The following is a 17,152-nucleotide window of genomic DNA, read 5'->3' as shown; positions in this document are numbered from 1 at the left end:
TCCCACCCTGCAACCGGCAACCCAAGATGAGTGCTGGACATGATGTTTATACCCAATCTACTTTCCGCTGAAAGTGGGAGCGAAAGCATCGTGCGGGCACGAATTGTCGTCGTCGAGGACGAGCCGGATCTGAGGGACGCGGTTGCCGAGTATCTCGGCGCCAGCGGCTACGATGTCGCCACGGCCGAGAGTGCCAGCGCTGCGCGAACTTTGCTGGAAACGCAGTCGTTTCACCTGGCCATCCTCGACATCGCCATGCCGGGCGAGGACGGCCTGTCGCTTGGCCGCTGGATGCGCTCGAAAACGCCGATCGGCATCATCTATGCCACTGCCGCCGGCACCGCGCTCGACCGCATCGTCGGGCTAGAACTCGGCGCCGACGACTACATCGTCAAGCCTTACGAATTGCGCGAGGTGCTGGCTCGGGTCCGCAGCGTGCTGCGCCGTGTGCCGCAGCCGGCCGAGCCGCAGGCGGCCAAGGCCGAAACAACTGCCAACCGCCGTTTCATGAGCTTCGGCCCTTTCCATGCCGATCTCGACGGTCGGTTCGTCACCGGCACCAATGGGACGGTCATCGACCTGGCCAAGAGCGAGTTCGACGTGCTGGAGGTCTTCCTGACGCGTGCCAACCGCTTGCTGACACGTGCGGCGATCTCCGAGGCGATCGGCTTCGTGGAAGATCCGGAATCCTCACGTGCAGTCGATATCCGCATCATGCGGCTGAGGAAGAAGATCGAGGCGGACCCGGCCAATCCGAAATTCCTGCGCACAGTCCGCGGCGAAGGCTATATCTTCTCGCTGCCGACCGGCGAAGGCAACTGAGCGGCACGACCACTGGTAACCACTCCCGGTGGCGCGACTGTGAAATGACGGCTGACCATGACGGCTGAAGCAGCACGCAGCGATAGGCACGGCGTCAGGCATGGCGCGGCGATGGCCGCTGTTCACGTCGTGCGCCGGCTTCGCGAAGCTGGCGACTGGCAGCGCGAGATGGGCAGCATCCTTGAAACGCTGTGCGGGCCCATGGATTGCCAGCGCGGCATCCTGTTCCGGCTGCGCGAGCTGCCCGGCCAGGGCTTTGCCCAGTCGGTGGCCGCCTACTGGATCGACCCCCGATATGGTGGCGAACTGGCATCGCCGACGGTGATCCTGCAGTCGGTTGTCAATTCGGACCCACTGCTGGAACGGTTGGCGGAGGACGAGCGGCAAGGCAAGATCTTCGCGGGACACACGCGCGACCTCGAAGGCTTTCTGAGAACCGACTTCGAAAAGCAGCACATCAAGTCGTTCCTGTCGGTGTCGGTCTTTGCGCACGGCCATCTGTGGGGCACGCTGGCGGTCAACGACTGCCTGAACGAGCGCGAATGGACCGACGAGGAAGAGGCAACGCTGCACATCGTGGCACTGGCCATCGGCGACGCCATCGAACGATCGCTTTCCGATGCCCACGCCAGCGAAGTCATCCGCCGCACCATGCTGCAGGCCTCGCTCGACGCCATCATCGTCATCGACGAGACCGGTTCGATCATTGAATTCAATCCCGCCGCCGAAAAGATGTTCGGCTACCAGCGCAGCGACATCCTCGGCAAGGACCTGCGCGACACTGTCGTTCCGGAATATTATCGCAAGGGCTATGTGTCGGGCGCCGAATACATGTCGGGCCGCGGCGCGCCGATGGTCGGCCAGCGGATCGAGACCGTCACCCAGAACGCGGCCGGCGAGGTCTTTCCGATCGAACTGACGGCGACCGAGATGCGGGTCGCCGACCGCCGCCTGATCTTCGGCTCGATCCGTGACCTGCGCGACAAATTGCGCGCCGAGGAAGAGATCGGCCGCCAGCGCGAAAAGCTGCACCAGAACGAGAAGATGGCGGCGATGGGCTCGCTGCTTGCCGGCGTGTCACACGAGCTCAACAACCCGCTTGCCGTGGTCGTCGCCCAATCGACTTTGTTGCACGAGTTCGCCTCTGACCCGCAGACCAAGGTGCGCGCCGAAAAGGTGCGCGCCGCCGCAGAGCGCTGCGGCCGCATTGTCAAGAGTTTCCTGTCGATGGTCCGCCTGCATCCGGCGACTCACGCCGAGACCGACCTCAACCAGGTGGTCCGCGCGGCACTCGAAGTGACCGCCTACGGCGCCAGGTCGACCGGCATCATTATCGACACCGAATTCGCCAGCGGCCCGCTGCTGGCCATGGCCGACGCCGACCATGTGACGCAAGTGGCCGCCAACTTCCTCATCAACAGCCAGCACGCTCTGGCCGGCATCGGTGGCGACCGGCTGATCAAGGTTCGCACGTTTCGCAGCGATCGCGGCAATCCCTGTTTCTCGGTCGAGGACAACGGGGCGGGCGTACCGGAAGCGATACGCTCTCGCATCTTCGAATCGTATTTCACCACCAAGCCGGTCGGCGTCGGCACCGGCATCGGCCTGTCGATCTCGAAATCGATCATCGAACGGCACAATGGCAGTGTCTGGTTCGAGGAAGCTGTGCCGAGAGGCGCCCGTTTCGTCGTCCAGTTGCCAGCGATCTCCGGCGGCGCGGCCGCCGCCGGCGAAAGCCCGTCGCGCTCGAGCGGATTGCGTCACGCGCTGATCATCGACGACGAGCCGGATGTCGCCGCCTCGCTGTCGGACATTCTGGAGTTGATGGGCATCAAGTCGCGGATCGTGCCGGCCTGGGCATCGGCCGCCGCGACCTTGTCGGGCCATATGCCGCCGGACATCGTCTTTTCCGATCTGCGCATGCCCGGCACCAGCGGCATATCGATCTATCGCGAACTGCTCGCCGAAAAGCCTGATCTGGCGCGGCGCTTCGTTCTGGTCACCGGCGACCTGATCGGCGCGAAGGCCGAAATCGAGGCATTGCCGGCGCCGCAGCGGCCGCAGATCCTGGAAAAGCCGTTCAGCACGCTGGACGTGCGCGGCGTGCTGTCGGCCATTGCCGAGCAGGCCGCATTGGGCAGCTAGAAATCCGATGCTCAAACAAAAGGGCTAGAGTCCAGAGAAAAAAGACTCCCGACCGATGCGGCGGGAGCCTGCTTGGAGCGCTGGAGGGGTCGCTCGGGCATCAAAAAACGTTCGGGGTATCGGTCAGCGGCGCGGCATTGGCGATCACGCGAACCGCGCGGGCCTTGTGACTGCCGGATTGCTCGGCAATGACGCGCAGGCAGTCCGCACTCTCGGCGCCCCAGGCCTGCCCCTTGCAGACAAAATCGATCTCCGGCATCGGCAGCCGCGCGGTCTTGGTCGTGGTCGGCGCGCCCTTGACGATATTTGCCGGCGGGTTCAGTGAAGCAAAGGCGGGACCAACTGTCGGCGCGAACGCCATGCCGGCGAACGCGGCGGCGCCCAGCACCACGAACAGCGCCATCGGATGGTTATTAGCGCGCTGGCGCAGCGCCAGCTTCGGCCGCCGATCGTTGCGCTCCGGCGCTTGCAAACGACGGTCATTGCAGGCAGTCCGGATTTTCGTATACATCGCGCTTCCCTTCGTCGATCTTCTTTTTCTGTTAAAGCGAACTTAGTCGCACGTTGTAACGGACGAACGACGCAGGCAAACTGGCCGTGTAACAGCTTTGAAACGGGAATTCGGCGGGCGGATCCGGTCATCGCCGGCGCGAGGCAGTTCGTTGCCGAACTGTTTTCGTCCAGTCGCATGTTCTACGGGATCAAATCACGCCGCCGCTCTGGCCCGGCGGCATCCGGTCGCCGGCTCGAGCGCCTCGCCTGCGACCATGAGGCGCTTGTGACTACTGCGGATTAAGTTCCGAGAGTATTTTCTGTGCCGCAATGCGCCCAGCCACGATTGCGCCTTCGACATAGCCCGGAAACGACGGCGACAATTCCGAGGATGCGAAATACACTGGCGGCGCGCCGGCCAGGATGGTTTGTTCGGCCTCGGTGGCACTCGTATCGATGATGAGATCGGCGTAGCCGCCGCCGCTCCAGCGATCATCGGTCCAGTCGCGATAGCTGAAATCGGTGAACTTGCCTGCATCGGTGCCGAGCGCCTGCTGCAGCCGCGCCGTAACCTCTGTGCGCAACGCGGCATCTCCCAGTTCCCGCCAGCGGAGGGCAAGCGGCCCGCCGACGAAGACGACCAACGCAGGGTGGCCGTCGTCCTTGCTGACGTCACAGGCAAAAAGTGCCGGCGGATCGCGCCACATCACCATGCCGCTCAAGCCCTTGGCGCGCCAAAAGGCTGTGGCATAGCGCACCTGTATTTTGATCACCACGCCGCTTTGCCAGACGCCGAGGGCCTTTTGCAAGGCAGCCGGCAGCGGCGGCGCGAAGTCCAGCTTCGAAGCCATCATCGGCGGCATGGCGATCAGCGATATTCGAGCCGTGATTGAGCCCGTCGTCGACGCCAGACGAACGCCTCCCGGTCCGCGCCCGATCCTTCTGACCGGCGCGTTCAATCGCAGACGGCCGCCGAGATCGCCAGCCAGATCATCCGCCAGCGACTGCATGGTCTCGTGCACGAAATACTGCAGCTCCGACACCTCATTGGTGATACGGCGGTCATTGTCGATGAGGTGCCAAAGCGGCAGTTTTTCGAGCGCCTGGCACCACAAGCCCTCGATCATCGAGCGGAAAGCCGCCTTGGCCTCGCCGGGATCGTTCTGGCGATCGAGCCATGTGGCGACGGTCAGACCGGCGATAGTCGGATCGCCCGGTGCGATCGCATTCATACGGTCGCGGATCGACCTCGAGGCGTGGTAGATTCGCTCGGCTTGCTTTGCGCCGATCAGCGGCTGGGCAATGACTTCGCCCTTGGCATAGGTCTCGACCAACGTCTTGCCGCGCGTTCGCACCAGGGCCATCAGTTCCGGCATGTCCTCGCACAGGAACTGACCGCCGCTGTCGATCCGCTCGCCAAGCCCGTTCCACTGGGACTCGACCCGCCCGCCAACCCGGTGGCGCGCCTCGAGCAGTGCAAAATCGATGCCGGCCTTGCTCAATTCATGCGCGGCTGACAGGCCGGTAAAGCCGGCCCCGACGATGGCGACATCGGTTGGTGCGGTCTGGCGCTTCAAGAGGCAGCCTTGAAGTTCTCGAAGCCCGCGATCATCCGCGGCTTCAGCTTCGGAGACAACGGTCCTGTCGAGATCATCGAAACCCCGCCCGATCGATATATTGCAGGTCGCCGGCTACTCTGCCGGGCGACCCGCTTTAGCCAATGGTCTTTTCCAGCATGCTTATCCAGTTGCGGTAGGCGATTTTCTCGATCAGCGCGCGACCGAAGCCGCGCGCGGCGAACGCGTCGAGCAGCTTCGGCAGGCCGGTGACGTCGCCGACCACAGCCGGGATCATGGCGCCGTCGAAGTCGGACCCGAGCCCGACGCCGTCTTCGCCCAGCGCCTGCAGCAGTGATTCGACGTGGCGCACCAGGACGTCGAGACTGGTATCGGCATTCATCCTGCCGTCTTCGCGCAAGAACCCGGTCGCGAAATTCAGCCCGACCATGCCGCCCGAGTCGCGGATCGCGCCGAGCTGCCATTCGGTGAGGTTACGCGAATGACCGCAGATCGCATGGACATTGGAATGGGTCGCGACCAGTGGTGCGTCGCTGATCTCGGCGACGTCGCGAAACCCCTTCTCGTTGAGGTGCGAAAGATCGACCATGACGCCGAGCTGGTTGCAGGCCTTGACCAGCGCCTTGCCGGCATCGGTCAGGCCAGGTCCGGTGTCGGGTGTCGACGGGAAACGGAACGGCACGCCATGGCCGAAAGCGTTCGGGCGGCTCCAGACGATGCCGAGCGAGCGCAAGCCGGCCGCATGCAGCACGTCAAGCATGGTCAGTTGGGGGTCGATCGCCTCGACGCCTTCGATATGGAACACCGCTGCGATCGAGCCTTGCGCCATCGCGTTTCGCACATCGCCGGCGCTGCGGCAGACGGTGAGCGCCGACGCTCGTTCCAGCCTGAACAGGATCGAGGCCATGGCGATGGTGGAAGCAAGCGCGTCGGCGCGCGGAATTTCGGGCGGCAAGGGCTCGATATCGCTCGGCGCCGGAGGAACCGCACTGCGCTTGGATTTCTCGACCGGCGGCGGAAAGATCGCGAACATGCCGCCGGCAAAGCCGCCCTGTTTCGCACGCGGCAAGTCGATGTGGCCACCCGATGTTCCCTCGATGAACAGCTTTTCGACATCCGCGTCTTTCGACTGATAGAGCCTGAGCAGCGTATCGTTGTGGCCGTCGAAGACGGGAACAAGATCGGTTTCGGTCATCAGGGGATCATTTCGGTTCGATTGGTCGGGCGGGCACCATACCTACTTAGGCAAGGCAATACCCACTAGGCAAGACAACCCATCAGGCAAGGCAGGTGATCTGCGCAAATGCCACAGCGACCCGGGCGATTGTGGCTGCCCGCCCTCAACCGTCATCGTGCGCCGAGACCTGTCGCTAGGACCGGCGCTATTGCTTCAGCACGTCGGCCCATTCCGGGTGACGATGGAACTGGGCGTTGGCGAACGGACAGAGCGGGATGATCTTCTTGCCCGCCGCGCGCGCGTCCTCGACGGCGCGGGTAACGAGCCTAAGCCCCGCACCCTGGCCGCGAAACGCATCCGGCACTTCGGTGTGGTCGATGATGATCTGGTGCTCGCCGATCTTGGTAAAAGTCATCTCCGCCTTGGCGCCGTCAGGCCCGCGCAGGAGATAACGGCCCTTGGAACCGCGATCCTCCAGTTCGATCTCCGGCAATTGGTCAGGCATTGCTTACGCTCCTTCTGCCGGCGCAGCGGACAGGAACCGCTGCGCCGCCTCGATCTCGTTCGACTGCACCTCATGGCCGCCATCGTGCCACTCCACTGTGACATCGGCGCCATCGGCGCGCAAATAGGCTTCGAGCCGCGACGTCAGGTTGGGCGGACAGATCGGATCGCGCCTGCCTGCGGTGACCAGGATGCGGCGGCCGGCGAGACTGCCCTTCACCTCCGGCTCGAATGGGATCAGGGGATGCATCAGCACCGCCGCCTCGAACAGAGAGGGTGCGGCGAACACCACCGAGGTCAGGATGTTGGCGCCGTTGGAATAGCCGAGGGCAAGCACCGACGCGGGCTTTGCCGCCTCGATATGCGCCTTGACGAAGCCAACCATCTTGTCCGTCGCCCGCGCCAGATCGGCCATGTCGTAGACGCCCTCGCCGGTGCGGCGAAAGAAGCGCGCCGCTCCGTGTTCCGAGACATCGCCGCGCGGCGAGACGATGGTCGCCTGCGGCGCGAGATCACGCCCGAGCGACAGAAGCTGGCTCTCGTCGGCCCCGGTGCCATGGAAGACGAAGAGCAGCGATCCATCAGGCGAACCAGGCAGTGTCTTGTAGGAGTAAGCGTCCTTGCTCATGGCCTTGTCCTTAATCTTCCAGCTTTTGCAGATGTTGCTCGATATAGGGCCGCAGGTGCTGGTGCTGCGACGGCAGCTTCAGCGCCTCGCCGAGATGGGCGGTATCCTCGTCGCGGTCGAAGCCCGGCTCGTTGGTGGCGACTTCGAACAGCACGCCGCCCGGCGTGCGAAAATAGATCGCCCAGAAATAATCGCGGTCGATCACCGGCGTCACCTGGTAGCCGGTGTCCATCAGCGCCTTGCGCACTTCGAGCTGCTTGGCGCGGTTTTCGACAGCGAAGGCGACGTGGTGGACCGAGCCGGCGCCGAGGTCGGCAAAAGCGGCGCCCGGCAGCGATTCGATATCGACGATGTTGGCGCCGTTGCCGTCCTTCACCGCCAGCCTTTTTACAGTGCCGGACGTGTCGACTTCCTCATAGCCCATGAATTTCAGCAGCTCTTCCGTGGCGCCGCCATCCTTCAGCCTGAGCGACACCGAGTGAAAGCCGCGGATCGCCTCGTCGGAGGGAACATTGCCCTTCGCCCATGGCGTACGGGTGTCGGCCTTGTTCTCGACCAGCGCAAACCCGTCGCCATCGGGACCGGCGAAGGCAAGACGCTTCTCGCCGAAGTTCTCTTCGCGCGACAGCCCCGTGACGCCCTCATCGGCAAAACGCTTTTCCCAATAGGCAAGCGTGCCTTCGGGCACCGAATAGACCGTGGTGCCGACCTCGCCAACGCCGTGGCGGCCCCTGCCGATATTGGGGAACGGAAAATAGGTCATCACGGAACCGGGCGTGCCGAGCTCGTCGGCATAGTAGAGATGGTAGACATCCGGCGCGTCGAAATTGACGGTTTTCTTGACCCGGCGCAGGCCGAGCTCTTTTGTGAAGAACGCGTTGTTCTGGCGCGCATCCCTGGCCATTGAGGTGACGTGATGTAGACCCTTGATCTGGTCGAGCATTTTCCTGCTCCTTCGCGTGTCCTGTGCGGCCCGTGCCGCGGTCCACGCCAATATGAGGACCCGCCAGCCGGCGGCAAAGGCCGCAAACACAGAATAGACTGTGCTCTATAAGTGAACAATAAAGCGACTTTTGTTCACCATTTAGCGAACATCTAAGGCTTGTGTCGCCACAAAAATTCGGCTCCCGTGACCGGCAGGTATTTGCGGCAGGTTTTCAATGAAGGACACTCGCATTGGTCAGAAAAGACAGACGCCCGAATGTTCTCCTGATCACCTGTGACCAGTGGCGGGGCGATTGCCTGTCGGCGGCAGGCCACAAGGTGGTGCGAACGCCGAATGCCGACGCGCTCGCCGCCGAGGGTGTGCTGTTTCGACAGCACTTCGGCGGGGCGGCGCCCTGCTCGCCGGCACGCGCCTGCCTCTACACCGGCCTTTACCAGATGAACAACCGCGTCTGCCGCAACGGCACGCCGCTCGACGCCCGCCATGGCAACATCGCGCTCTCGGCACGCAGTCTCGGCTATGATCCAACGCTGTTCGGCTATACCGACGTGTCGCCCGATCCGCGCACGCTGGCGCCAGGCGACCCGCGGCTGAAAAGCTATGAAGGCGTCCTGCCCGGCTTCACCGTGCGCCAACTCCTGCCGGAGCACCAGAAACCGTGGCTGTCATGGCTCAAGGCGCGCGGCATCGACAGCAGCGCCGGTTTTCCCGATATCCATCGCCCCGTCGACAAGCTTGGAGGCAGGGCCGACAGCGCGGTGACAGGCGCGCCGCCCGTCTACTCGAAGGACGAGACCCCAGCCGCTTTCCTGACCGGCGAATTCGCCCGCTGGCTCGGCGAGCAGGAGCGCGATACACCGTGGTTCGCGCATCTTTCCTTCCTCAGCCCGCATCCGCCCTTCATCGTGCCGGAGCCTTACAACAGCATGTATGATCCGGCCGACGGAACAGCCTTCCGCCGCGCCGCGAGCTGGCAGGCCGAGGCGCAGAGCCACCCCTACCTCGCCTATGAACTTGGCCAGCGGCAGCGGGCAAATTTCCGCCCCGGCGCCGAGGGCAAGGTGCGCGACTGGGGCGACGACAATTTTCGCCCCATCCGCGCGCTCTATTACGGCATGATCTCGGAAGTCGACGCGCAGCTTGGCCGCATCTGGCAGGCGGTCAAGGCGGCGGATGCCTGGGACAACACCATCGTCGTGCTGACCTCTGACCATGCCGAGATGATGGGCGACCATTTCATGCTGGGCAAGGGCGGCTTCTTCGACGGCAGTTATCATATTCCGCTGATCATCCGCGACCCGCGTCGCCGCAAGGCGGCCGGCGCCAGCGTCGACCGCTTCACCGAAGCGGTGGACATAGCGCCAACATTGCTCGATCTGCTTGGCGAGGTATCCCCGCCGCATCTCGACGGACAATCGCTGAAGCCGTTCCTGGATGCCCGGGAGCCGGGCAACTGGCGCGAGGCCGCGCATTGGGAGTTCGATTTCCGCTCGGTCGCCGACGGTGAAGCCGAGCGCCATTTCGGCATCGGTCCGCGCCAGTGCAATCTGGCCGTGATCCGCACGAAACAATTCAAATATGTACAGTTCGGCGGCGGCCTGCCGCCGCTGCTGTTCGACCTGGAGCAGGATCGGGACGAACTGACCAATGTCGCTGCCGACCAGGCCTATCTGCCGGTCCGGCTGGAGCTTGCCGAAAGGCTGCTTGCCTGGCGGGCCGAACATCTCGATCAGTCGCTGGCGCTTGCCGAACTGACCGAGGATGGGGTTGCCGGCCACGTCGCGGGCCTGCCACGTTTCCAGTCATGAAAAGAAAAAGGCCCGCGCCGTTGCCGGCACGGGCCTCTTTCGTCGTTAGAGCAAACTAGCGCATCATCATGCGCTGGGTGTCTCGGTTTTGCGTATATGTGGCCTTGTCATAGGGGGCCTGCGCCTCGAGCTGCTCCTTGGTGAAGTTCGTGTAGAGATAGCGCTTGCCATCCTTGTCGGTCATGAATTTAAGGTTTTCCATGCCGATCGCCACTTCCTTCTCGCCAACCCCGAGGAAACCGCCGACGTCGATGATAACGGCATCGACCTTCTTGTCGCCCGTCAGCACGACGTCACCAATCTCACCGAGGTTGACATCGTTGGCGCCATAGACGGTGGTTCCAACCAGGTCCTCGGAGCGGATTTTGTCGACCGGCATTTCGGTCAGCGCCGACTTGTCGATCGCCGCGGTCTGTGTCTGGTCGGGGGTTGCATCAGGCGTTGCTGCAGCCGGAGCCTCGGCTGTCTTGTCCATTGGAGCCGGAGCAGCGGTGTCAGGCGTTGCCGCCGGGGCCTCGGCCGTCTTGTCTGCCGGTGCCGGAGCAGCGGGTTCAGGCGTTGCCGCGGGAGCTTCCGCGGTCTTCTCCGCCGGGGCTGGAGTGACAGCAGGGGCGGTGGTCACCGGCGCAGGCGTCGCCGCGTCAGTCGATGCGGTTGTCGCCGGGGCGGGATCATAGGCCTCCCGGTCGAACTCCGGCAACGCCTCGAGGTCTTCCTTCGTGGTCTCGGCGACCAGCCAGCGGTCGCCGTCCCTCTCCGCCCACTTGGCCTTGTCGAACTGATAGGCGACATTCTTTTCGCCAACCTCAAGGAAGCCGCCGACGCCAATGATCAGCGACTCGGCCTTGCCATCCTTGGCCAGGACGATGTCGTTCACGTCGCCGATGTTTTGAGCATCGTCGCCGGTGCCGTTGTAAACGGTTTCACCGATGATGTTGGTGGCAAGGTTGCCATCAGCGCGCTTCACGGGTTCGGCCGGAACCGGTTCGACCGGAGTCGCCGGAGCGTTCTGCGCGGTCGTATCCGAGGTCGATGGTGCGGGAGCCGTAGCCGTGGCCGCAGGAGCCGGATCGTAAGGCTTACGGTCGAAGTCCGGCTGAGCCGTCAACTCGTCCTTGCTGGTCTCGGCAATCAGCCAGCGGTCACCATTCCGTTCGGCCCATTGCAGCTTGTTGTAGTCGAAAGCGACATTCTTGGCGCCGACGCCAAGAAAGCCGCCGACGCCGATGACGACGGATTTCACCTGACCGCTTTCATCGAAGACGACATCACTGATCTCACCGATGTTCTCGGCATCGTCGCCTGTGCCGTTATAGACCGATTCACCAATGATATTAGTCACCAGGCTGCCATCGGCGCGGGCAACAGGCGCCGCCGGAGCGGTCTCCTGGACCGCCGGGGCCTGGGTCGGCGCCGGGGTTGTGGCTTCCTGCGCATACGCACCGGTCGCAATCAACGCTGCCAGTGCGGTGGTGGATAAAAGGGTGCGGATCATCATAAATCCTCCTCGTTCGTTATCCCGCGCCACGAGCATGGGTCGGTCGTGGCGTTACACATTCACAACGTCGTGACCGCGCGGTTGTTCCGACAACATGGCGAGCGTCGTGCAAAAACCACCGAATCGCGCTCAGCCATGCGGGCCTGGCGCCGGCGAGATCTCGCCCCGAATTTCCGGCAAAGGTGTATTTTCGTCAAAGGTGTATTTTCGTCAATGCTGCGGAACTTTTTTTCAGCCGCCCCGTTCAGCCTATGGCTTGGTCTGTCCCGGCTGATGACTATCCAATGGTTGCCAAGAAAAATCGGAGCGGGGGAATGCGATTTGCGGCGGTGCTGAACCACGAGGGCGGCACCCTGCGAACGATTGATCTCTCCGCCTTCACCGACCGAATGCGCCAGACATTGGAGGCAGCAGGTCACCGCGTCGATATCGAAATCGTTGCCGGCAGGGACATCGTCGCAACGCTTGACCGCATCGCCTCCGGGCACAGTGTCGACATTGTGCTGGCCGGTGGCGGGGACGGCACCATTTCGGCCGCAGCGGCTCGGCTGATGGGCAGGAAGAAAGCACTTGCCATTCTACCGGCTGGCACGATGAACCTGTTTGCACGCGGGCTCGGCATCCCTCTGACCCTGGACGCGGCCATCAAATCCTTTGCCGACGGCGAGGTGATCGCAGTCGATTTGGCGACCGCCAACGGCCAGCCATTCGTGCATCAGTTCTCGATCGGCATGCATGCCAAAATGGTTCAGCTTCGCCAGAGCATGGAATTCGGCTCGCGGCTGGGAAAGATGCGGGCTTCGGTAAAGGCTGCCTGGGCGGCGATCAACAATCCGTCGGCGATGAAGGTGACGCTGACCATCGGCGACGCCGAGATCGTGACGCGCACCACCGGCATCGGCATCACCAACAACCTTTTTGGCGAGGGTCATCTGCCCTATGCCGACAATCCCGCCGGCGGCGTGCTCGGCATCTATGTCACGGTGGCGCGGCGGCGTGGCGAACTGGTCAGGTTCCTCTTCGACGTGGCGCGCGGCAAATGGCGCGACAGCGAGCACGTCGAAATCCACCAAGCCGACCGGGTCGTCTTGAAAGTCCACTCGGCCGCCAAAAAACTTCGCGCCGTCATGGATGGCGAGTTGGTCAGGTTTGACCGCGAAACCACGATCGAAATCCATCCTGGCGCGCTGAATGTTCTCGTTCCGGCGCGCGCTGTCCAGGCGAAGGCCGCGTGATGTATCCCGGCATAGTCGATCGGAAGCCTTCAGCCCCGGGGAATCTCGCCCTGTTGGTTCCTGGGGAGTTCGCCCTGTTCGGTTGTCGGCGTCCTGTCTATCATGTTGCCGTAAATCTCCGCGATGCCCCAAGCGATAAACGCCAAAAGCAGCGCGGCGATCAAGATGCGAAAAGTGTGCCACCCCAAGCGTCCCTGGCGGGCTTTGTCTTCAGGAACGATCCTGGGCATGATCGGCCTCCATGTCGTTTGGCGATTTCTTTTGGCGCCGGCGGGCGCGGCTGGCAAAATGTGGTTGGGTAACGGTTGCTCAAGGCGAAGGTTCCGGTTTCAGAGCCAGCAACTGGGCCTGGCGCGAATGGCTGCAAGCCGATGCATTTTTGTGGGGGGGGTAGCCGTGTGGATAGCAGGGTAGAGATGAAACCGAATCTGCCGGTCGATGTCCTTAGCGTGGTAAGGGCGCAGGACCGGCTTGCCGTACTCCACGGTCTCGGTGCAATCGACACGGCGGCCGATCCTGACTTCGACACTATCAGTGGGCTCGCCGCCGCGGTGATGCAAACGCCTGTCGCGCTGGTGACGCTGCTCGATATCGAGCGGCAGTGGTACAAATCCCATGTCGGCCTGGACGAGACCGAGGCCGCGACAGATAAATCTTTCTGCTCCCATACTATTGCCGCCGGCGACCAGCCGATGGTGGTGACCGATGCGACCACGGATTCACGCTTCAACGCCAGCCCGCTGGTCACTGGCGAGCAACATGTCCGTTTCTATGCGGGTGCGGCGATTGTGGTGGCCGGCGCCCGCATCGGCACGCTCTGCGTGCTCGACCGGAGGCCGCGCGCGTCGCCGTCTGCCGCCCAGCTCGAACAGTTGACGGCGCTCACCAGCCTGGCCGCCAGCCTGTTCGCATTGAAGCACGCCACCCGCAACGCCGCCGTCAGCGCCGAAGCGGCGCTGGCGCGCGAGGAAAAGCGGCGCGGCATCGCGCTCGATGCCGCCTCGCTCGCCAGCTGGGCATGGGATATCCACACCGATACGATCGAATGCGATGTCCGTTTGTCGGAGCTGTTCGATCTGCCGCGCTCAAACCGGCTGAGGGCGCGCGATATCCTTGCCGCCATCGACCCGCGTGATGCCTACCAGACCGAGACGCGCTTTCGCGACGCGCTGAGCGGCGGCGACGATTATTTTGGCGAATACCGCGTCAAGGGCTTCAGTCCGCCGCGCTGGCTCGCTACGCGCGGCCGGGTCATCGAGCGCGACGGCGACGGCAAGCCGACGCTGATCTTCGGCGTCAACTACGACGTCACCGAACGCAAGCTTGGCGACGAGCGGCAACGGCTCCTGCTGCGCGAGCTGAACCATCGCGTCAAGAACACGCTGGCCACCGTGCAGGCGCTGGCGACGCAGACAGTTCGCCATGCCCGCCAGCCGCGGGATTTCCTCGACGCATTCAGCGCCAGGCTGCAGGCGCTGGGCGCCGCCCACAGCCTGCTGTCCGACCGCGAGTGGCGCGGCATCGGCATTCGTGAACTCGTGCAAATCGAGGTCAAGCCGTTCGACACCGCCGAACAGCCGCGCATGACGATCTCAGGCGCCGATCTGCTGCTTTCGCCCGACCAGGCAGTCGGGCTCGGCCTGATCCTGCATGAACTGGCCAGCAACGCGCTGCAACACGGAGCGCTGTCGGCGGCTTCGGGCAACGTCGACCTCGACTGGAAGGCGCAGGGGCGCAAAGGCGCTCGGCGCCTGGTGCTGACCTGGCGCGAAAGCGGCGGGCCCGAAGTTGCCTCGCCCGAACGCCTAGGCTTCGGCTCGATCCTGATCCGCCGCAGCCTGGCCAAGATCATCTCCAGTGAAGTGACCCACGAATTCCGGCCGGAAGGCGTGTTCGCCGAAATATCGATGCCGCTGGAGGAGCTGCCGAAGTGATGGCTCGACCATGGATCCCGAACCGAAGGTGGAACCCGGTTTTTCGGATCATTGCCAAAAAAAGAACAACCGCTTCGAGCTATTTCGCTTCGCCGTCATCCGGATCGTCGGCATCGGCCCTCGTGTTCTCGCGGTAGATGGCGTAGGCGGCGAGTGCAATCGCCGGGGCGAGTATGGTGCCGAGGCCGCCTTTCCCCTTGAGCAACGCCGGCAGCGCGGCAAGCGCGGCCGTGATGCCGACCGCCTTGATATCGGCAGTGCGCCTCCGCGTTCGGCGTCGGGCGCGCGCGCCGGCCGACAGGCGATGGACGAGCAGGAGGAGCCCTGCGACCACCAGGAAGCCGACCCCGAAACCAAGGCAGGCTGCTATCGGCCCGTAGTGACCCGCCACCCAGACGTAGGCCGCTCCGAGGAGAAAAACGAGGCCGCACAGCGCTGCAAGTGCTGCGAGCCCATAGACGATCGCAGCCGTGCGCGCGCGGCGCAGGGCTGCGACGGCTTCACCCGAGGCGAGGCCCGACAGCAACGATGCCAGCATTCCCATCTGGGCTGAGACTAGCGGCGCGCAAGAAGCGCAAACAGAAAGCCAACGCCTGCCGCGATTGCCAGCGACGTCACCGGCTTTTCGCGCACGCTCGCCACCACTTGCGCTTCGATATCCTTGGCGTTGCTGCGCATATTTTCAAAGGCTGCTTCGCCTTGAACGCGCAATTGCTCGACTCCTTCCGCAGCGACGCGACGAGCAGCCCCGTAGCCATGTTGGCCGGTCTCGGCCAGCTGTTCAGTGAGTTTCTGAATGTCGACTTTCAGCTGCCTAATGTCGTCTTCAAGGTCCGAATTCGGCCGGCTTTCGTTCGGGGACTTTCCTGCGGCAGTCGCCATTGCTTGACTCCTTGCGTTTGCTCGGGTCGAAACGTCCGACCCACCCCAAGGTTCCGAAATCGGAACAACTGCCATGAAAGGGTGTTTGCGCGGCCGAGTCCAGCCCGGCACGTCTCCGCTAGCCGCTCAGATCAGCGGTCGGCGACCTTCGCTCAACCCTTCCCAGCGGGCGAGGTCCTTGAGCCTTTCGTTGTCGACCACCTCGCAGCCGCCGTCGCGCCAGAAGATAAGCTTGCGGTCGATCAGCTTGCGGATCGTCTTGTTGGTGTGGACCAGCGACAGGCCGAGCGTATCGGCGAGGTGCTGCTGTGTGATCGGAATTTGCACGGGCTTCCTGCCGTTCAACCCGACCACCCTGGCGCGACTGGAGATGAAGGCGATGAGATAGGCAGCACGCTCGAGCGCGGTGCGTCTGCCGATACTGAGCAGGTTCTCGTCCAGCATGCGCTCCTCTCGCGCGGCGATCCAGGTGATGTCGTAGGCGAGGCCCGGATGGCTGCGGTAGAGTTCGGGGAGGGCGTCCCGCTCGAAGAGGCAAAGCAGCATCGGCGACAGCGCTTCCACGGAATGCTGCATTTCGCCCATCAGACTGCCTTGCAGACCGATGAGATCGCCTGGCATGGAATAATTCAGAATCTGCCGGCGGCCATCCGACAGCAATTTGTAGCGGAAAGCCCAACCCGACAGCACTGTATACAGATGGGCACTGTGGCTTCCCTCAACCAGCACCGTGTCGCCCTTGTCGACGGCCAGTTCGCCCTTCTTGAAGCCATTGACGAAGACGAGTTCCTGCTTCTCGAACGCCCGGAACGCCGGCAACGGCCGCAGTGGGCAGTTCTCACATGAATATCGGCGGGCGGACAAGGAACGGCCGTTCTGGCCAGACATTTCAATCCCTCTCGAAGCCCTCTTCCGGAGGGCGATAGCAAACGCCCTGCAGGCGTCGAGGTTCCGCCATCTGCGGCGGCATGTCTTTTTTAAATGACAGGATGCGAAATAACTTTAAATGACAGGAAGCCAAATAGGGATCATGACTCCTCTATCCCTTGCGCTCCCTGTTCCCTGGCGCCCCACGGAGACATCGCCACGTGCCCCCATTGCTGGACGGATTGCGGATTCTTGTTCTGGAGGATGAATTCCTGATCGCCATGGATGTCGAGCAGCTTTGCCGCGACTATGGCGCCGGCGATGTTGTCGTCGCCCGCGATCTGGCTGAGATCGATCGGCAGGGCATTGCCTCGCGATTCGACGCGGCCATCGTCGACCTCATGCTGGGCGGCACTTCGACACTCGATTTCGCTTCGCGGCTGCGCGAATCGGGCGTGCCTTTCGTCTTCGCCTCGGGCTATTCCGACATGGACGAAATCAAGGTGTCCTTTCCGGATGTCAGGTTGGTCACCAAGCCCTATTCGGGAGACGATCTTGTGGAGGCAGTGGCGTCGGCGTGCGGGCGCGGACCTGTTGTTTGATGCCCGGTTGTTTGATGTCCGCAAACCGGAGCCCG

At 63.3% G+C, this 17,152-nt stretch carries 17 protein-coding genes; 6 read left to right on the top strand and 11 right to left on the bottom strand.

The window, feature by feature from the left end; translation table 11 throughout:
- The first annotated feature begins 42 nt into the window (after window positions 1-42).
- Both AC0L16_RS24140 and AC0L16_RS24135 read left to right on the top strand, forming a co-directional pair.
- A complete protein-coding gene (locus AC0L16_RS24140) occupies window positions 43-822 on the top strand; it encodes a response regulator (RefSeq protein ID WP_473623758.1) in 780 nt (259 codons plus the stop codon).
- 57 nt (window positions 823-879) lie between these two features.
- Entirely contained in the window at window positions 880-2,967 is a 2,088-nt protein-coding gene (locus AC0L16_RS24135) for a GAF domain-containing sensor histidine kinase (protein WP_473623709.1), read from the top strand.
- A gap of 100 nt (window positions 2,968-3,067) precedes the next feature.
- Here AC0L16_RS24135 and AC0L16_RS24130 read toward each other — a convergent pair whose 3' ends face one another.
- The 6 genes from AC0L16_RS24130 to AC0L16_RS24105 all read right to left on the bottom strand — a co-directional run bounded on the left by AC0L16_RS24130 (window position 3,068) and on the right by AC0L16_RS24105 (window position 8,288).
- The gene (locus AC0L16_RS24130) at window positions 3,068-3,478 is read right to left on the bottom strand and encodes a hypothetical protein (RefSeq protein WP_473623708.1); all 411 of its coding nucleotides are present in this window, start codon (window positions 3,476-3,478) and stop codon (window positions 3,068-3,070) included.
- A gap of 271 nt (window positions 3,479-3,749) precedes the next feature.
- Window positions 3,750-5,036 (bottom strand): flavin monoamine oxidase family protein, encoded by a 1,287-nt coding sequence (locus AC0L16_RS24125; RefSeq protein ID WP_473623707.1) that lies wholly within the window; start codon window positions 5,034-5,036, stop codon window positions 3,750-3,752.
- A gap of 136 nt (window positions 5,037-5,172) precedes the next feature.
- Entirely contained in the window at window positions 5,173-6,231 is a 1,059-nt protein-coding gene (locus AC0L16_RS24120; RefSeq protein WP_473623705.1) for a dipeptidase, read from the bottom strand.
- Window positions 6,232-6,418: 187 nt separating this feature from the next.
- Window positions 6,419-6,718: a GNAT family N-acetyltransferase gene (locus AC0L16_RS24115; RefSeq protein ID WP_473623704.1), complete on the bottom strand. Its 300-nt coding sequence runs from the start codon at window positions 6,716-6,718 to the stop codon at window positions 6,419-6,421.
- Window positions 6,719-6,721: 3 nt separating this feature from the next.
- Entirely contained in the window at window positions 6,722-7,345 is a 624-nt protein-coding gene (locus AC0L16_RS24110; protein WP_473623702.1) for an alpha/beta hydrolase, read from the bottom strand.
- A 10-nt stretch (window positions 7,346-7,355) separates the two neighbouring features.
- Window positions 7,356-8,288 (bottom strand): VOC family protein, encoded by a 933-nt coding sequence (locus AC0L16_RS24105; protein ID WP_473623701.1) that lies wholly within the window; start codon window positions 8,286-8,288, stop codon window positions 7,356-7,358.
- Window positions 8,289-8,521: 233 nt separating this feature from the next.
- On the opposite strand from AC0L16_RS24105, the gene AC0L16_RS24100 reads away from it, so the two are divergent.
- Entirely contained in the window at window positions 8,522-10,099 is a 1,578-nt protein-coding gene (locus AC0L16_RS24100; RefSeq protein ID WP_473623699.1) for an alkaline phosphatase family protein, read from the top strand.
- A gap of 55 nt (window positions 10,100-10,154) precedes the next feature.
- Here the strand turns inward: AC0L16_RS24100 and AC0L16_RS24095 are convergent, their stop codons facing one another.
- A complete protein-coding gene (locus tag AC0L16_RS24095) occupies window positions 10,155-11,594 on the bottom strand; it encodes a PRC-barrel domain-containing protein (RefSeq protein WP_473623698.1) in 1,440 nt (479 codons plus the stop codon).
- A 317-nt stretch (window positions 11,595-11,911) separates the two neighbouring features.
- Between AC0L16_RS24095 and AC0L16_RS24090 the strand changes: the two genes are divergently transcribed.
- Window positions 11,912-12,832, top strand: a complete 921-nt coding sequence (locus AC0L16_RS24090; protein WP_473623696.1) for a diacylglycerol/lipid kinase family protein — start codon at window positions 11,912-11,914, stop codon at window positions 12,830-12,832.
- A gap of 29 nt (window positions 12,833-12,861) precedes the next feature.
- On the opposite strand, the gene AC0L16_RS24085 is transcribed toward AC0L16_RS24090, so the two are convergent.
- Window positions 12,862-13,062, bottom strand: a complete 201-nt coding sequence (locus tag AC0L16_RS24085) for a hypothetical protein (RefSeq protein ID WP_473623695.1) — start codon at window positions 13,060-13,062, stop codon at window positions 12,862-12,864.
- 186 nt (window positions 13,063-13,248) lie between these two features.
- Here AC0L16_RS24085 and AC0L16_RS24080 point away from each other — a divergent pair, with 186 nt between their 5' ends.
- Window positions 13,249-14,766: an HWE histidine kinase domain-containing protein gene (locus AC0L16_RS24080; protein ID WP_473623694.1), complete on the top strand. Its 1,518-nt coding sequence runs from the start codon at window positions 13,249-13,251 to the stop codon at window positions 14,764-14,766.
- 79 nt (window positions 14,767-14,845) lie between these two features.
- Here AC0L16_RS24080 and AC0L16_RS24075 read toward each other — a convergent pair whose 3' ends face one another.
- The 3 genes from AC0L16_RS24075 to AC0L16_RS24065 form a co-directional block, all read right to left on the bottom strand.
- Window positions 14,846-15,310, bottom strand: coding sequence for a hypothetical protein (locus AC0L16_RS24075; protein ID WP_473623692.1), 465 nt, complete (start codon window positions 15,308-15,310; stop codon window positions 14,846-14,848).
- Between the two features lie 11 nt (window positions 15,311-15,321).
- Complete coding sequence (locus AC0L16_RS24070) at window positions 15,322-15,648, bottom strand: ElaB/YgaM/YqjD family protein (protein ID WP_473623691.1); 327 nt, start codon at window positions 15,646-15,648, stop codon at window positions 15,322-15,324.
- Between the two features lie 126 nt (window positions 15,649-15,774).
- Window positions 15,775-16,536: a Crp/Fnr family transcriptional regulator gene (locus AC0L16_RS24065; RefSeq protein ID WP_473623690.1), complete on the bottom strand. Its 762-nt coding sequence runs from the start codon at window positions 16,534-16,536 to the stop codon at window positions 15,775-15,777.
- A 260-nt stretch (window positions 16,537-16,796) separates the two neighbouring features.
- Here AC0L16_RS24065 and AC0L16_RS24060 point away from each other — a divergent pair, with 260 nt between their 5' ends.
- The gene (locus AC0L16_RS24060; RefSeq protein WP_473623756.1) at window positions 16,797-17,117 is read left to right on the top strand and encodes a response regulator; all 321 of its coding nucleotides are present in this window, start codon (window positions 16,797-16,799) and stop codon (window positions 17,115-17,117) included.
- The last annotated feature ends 35 nt before the right edge of the window (window positions 17,118-17,152 follow it).

This window comes from Mesorhizobium sp. WSM4848 (genome assembly GCF_055811375.1).
The sequence above is the reverse complement of the archived record's forward strand: the minus strand, read 5'-3'. Positions and strand labels throughout refer to the sequence as shown.